Source organism: Caenibacillus caldisaponilyticus (genome assembly GCF_002003465.1).
Classification (GTDB): domain Bacteria; phylum Bacillota; class Bacilli; order Bacillales; family Sporolactobacillaceae; genus Caenibacillus; species Caenibacillus caldisaponilyticus.
Genome location: NZ_BDDQ01000099.1, coordinates 1 through 1,962, shown reverse-complemented (window position 1 = coordinate 1,962; position 1,962 = coordinate 1). Strand labels below are relative to the sequence as shown.

General features: G+C 39.0%; 2 protein-coding genes and 1 pseudogene. 1 reads left to right on the top strand and 2 read right to left on the bottom strand.

What is annotated here, in order from left to right:
• Nucleotides 1-182 (bottom strand): annotated as a pseudogene (locus CCB157_RS16355) (IS256 family transposase); the annotation flags it as partial.
• Nucleotides 183-389: 207 nt separating this feature from the next.
• On the opposite strand from CCB157_RS16355, the gene CCB157_RS16350 reads away from it, so the two are divergent.
• Nucleotides 390-983, top strand: coding sequence for a hypothetical protein (locus CCB157_RS16350; RefSeq protein WP_077616885.1), 594 nt, complete (start codon nucleotides 390-392; stop codon nucleotides 981-983).
• A 324-nt stretch (nucleotides 984-1,307) separates the two neighbouring features.
• On the opposite strand, the gene CCB157_RS16345 is transcribed toward CCB157_RS16350, so the two are convergent.
• Nucleotides 1,308-1,962, bottom strand: a 655-nt coding sequence (locus CCB157_RS16345) for an IS256 family transposase (RefSeq protein WP_143287120.1), incomplete at its 5' end; no start/stop codon positions are given.

Genomic DNA, 1,962 nt, shown 5'->3' with positions numbered 1-1,962 from the left:
TGCGTATCTAGATTTCGCTGATAGTAGCCGTTTCTCATATTCGGTGTTCCAGCCTGTTCGATTTCGAGGAAATTTTTCATTTCTTCCCGCATAATCAGCTCTAATTTTTCTTTCACAAATTGACGAATAACACTTTCCAGTTGATTTGCCCAGTCGACATTCGGTATACTTCTTTTAGACATAGGTAGGGTACTCCTTTCTCTGGAATGTGTTATGGCTAAATCAGAGAATACCCTACCTTTTTTCTTTTGGTCTAGCAAAATGCTTTACACAAACTTTTATACATCATCTAAATTTGGTATAATATTGATACACAGGAAAACTTTGAAGAGTCGGACGATACGCTTTATGTGACAAACCCTAATTAACATGGAATGGAGTGATTTCTTTTGGACAGCTATCAAAAAGATCATCCAGCAAAGCATTACAATGAAAAGCTTCGCACTCTTGATAAACAACTTTGCGAACTGATAGCTAAGAGAAAATCAATTTCAAATTTTAACCAAAGTTTTCCACCAATTGAACAAATCAAAGAATGGGCCGAAGAATTCGGATTATACGAAGACCATTTACGTTACATATTTCGAGTCATGGGCAATGATAAACTGTTCCAACCAAAAGTTGAGCCTACCGGATTTCGCAATATAAAGCCTGTCATGAAATTTTATAATGAAGGAACAAGAATTTATTATATAACACATTTACAACAATATGATAATGCGAGTGTTCTAAACCTTCATATTGACGACAGTGTGGATAACACGGAACAACATCATCGAGAACCAACAGAATGGGACTTATATATAGGTCCGGATTATGATTGCTATTTTTCAGGTGGTTCAGGCAGTAATCAACATATTGACCTACAATTTGTCATTAGCCCCCGATTACCTGACGACGTCAAAGAAATAGCTTTTAAGTTCAATTGGCGCTATAGACAATCCGATAAACAAGATATTGGAGGAGAAATCATTATAAAGTGAACTAGGTGAAGCCGTGGCATGCATCATTTTGAGAAACAAAATCCATATTATGTAAATCACTATATTTAGTGATTATATATTAATATAAATGGAAAGGAGTTTTAAAAATTAGGTACCGTCAAGAATTTTGTGTAATGTAAATGGGGTAGGGTTTCTCTGAAATGGATTTGAATTGATAGGGGACTGATTTTCTCCACACAGGAGACTGAATATTCAGTCTTTTGTGTAGAAAGGGAGAATCCCCTTATTTTGTTTATTTACAATATTTGGTTAACAATAACGTTCTTCAAACATTCGTTGAAGGGCTTCCTGCGCTTCGGCAAATCATCTTAACTTTCGCCCTGCCCATTTCTCATTAAAATCTTGGATGGTCAAATACACGACTTTTTCCGCGGCTTCTAAACTGCTCAAACTGTTCATCGGCTTGAGACGTTTCCGAATTTCCTTGATCGTTCGTTCGATGGCATTGGTCGTATAAATCACACTTCGAATACTGCTTGGATAATCCATAAATGTAAGGAGGACATCCAACTCATTGGCCCAAGATTGAACTTCTCTTGGATATTTGCTGGACCATTTCGACTCAAACTGTTGAAACATTTGTAACGCCATCTCCTTATTCGGCGCGCGATAAATCAGCTTGAGATCCTCGGCCACTTCGAATTGGTCTTTTTTCCGAACACGATTTAGGGTGTTGCGGACTTTGTGCACGACACAGCGCTGCACATCGGCTTTCGGATAAACCGCCTTAAAGGCTTCCTCCAGCCCCGGAAGGCCATCGAAGACGCCAAGAAGCACTTCCTTGACGCCTCTTTGGTAGAGCTGTTGGAGAATCTCCTGCCATACATAGGCGCTTTCTTGTCCTCCCACGAAGAAATCCAGAATTTCTCGATACCCTTCTTCATTCACTCCTAACACCACATAAATGACTTCTTTCTCTACCGTATCGCGGCGAAGTTTCACGTACAAGCCGTCCAAA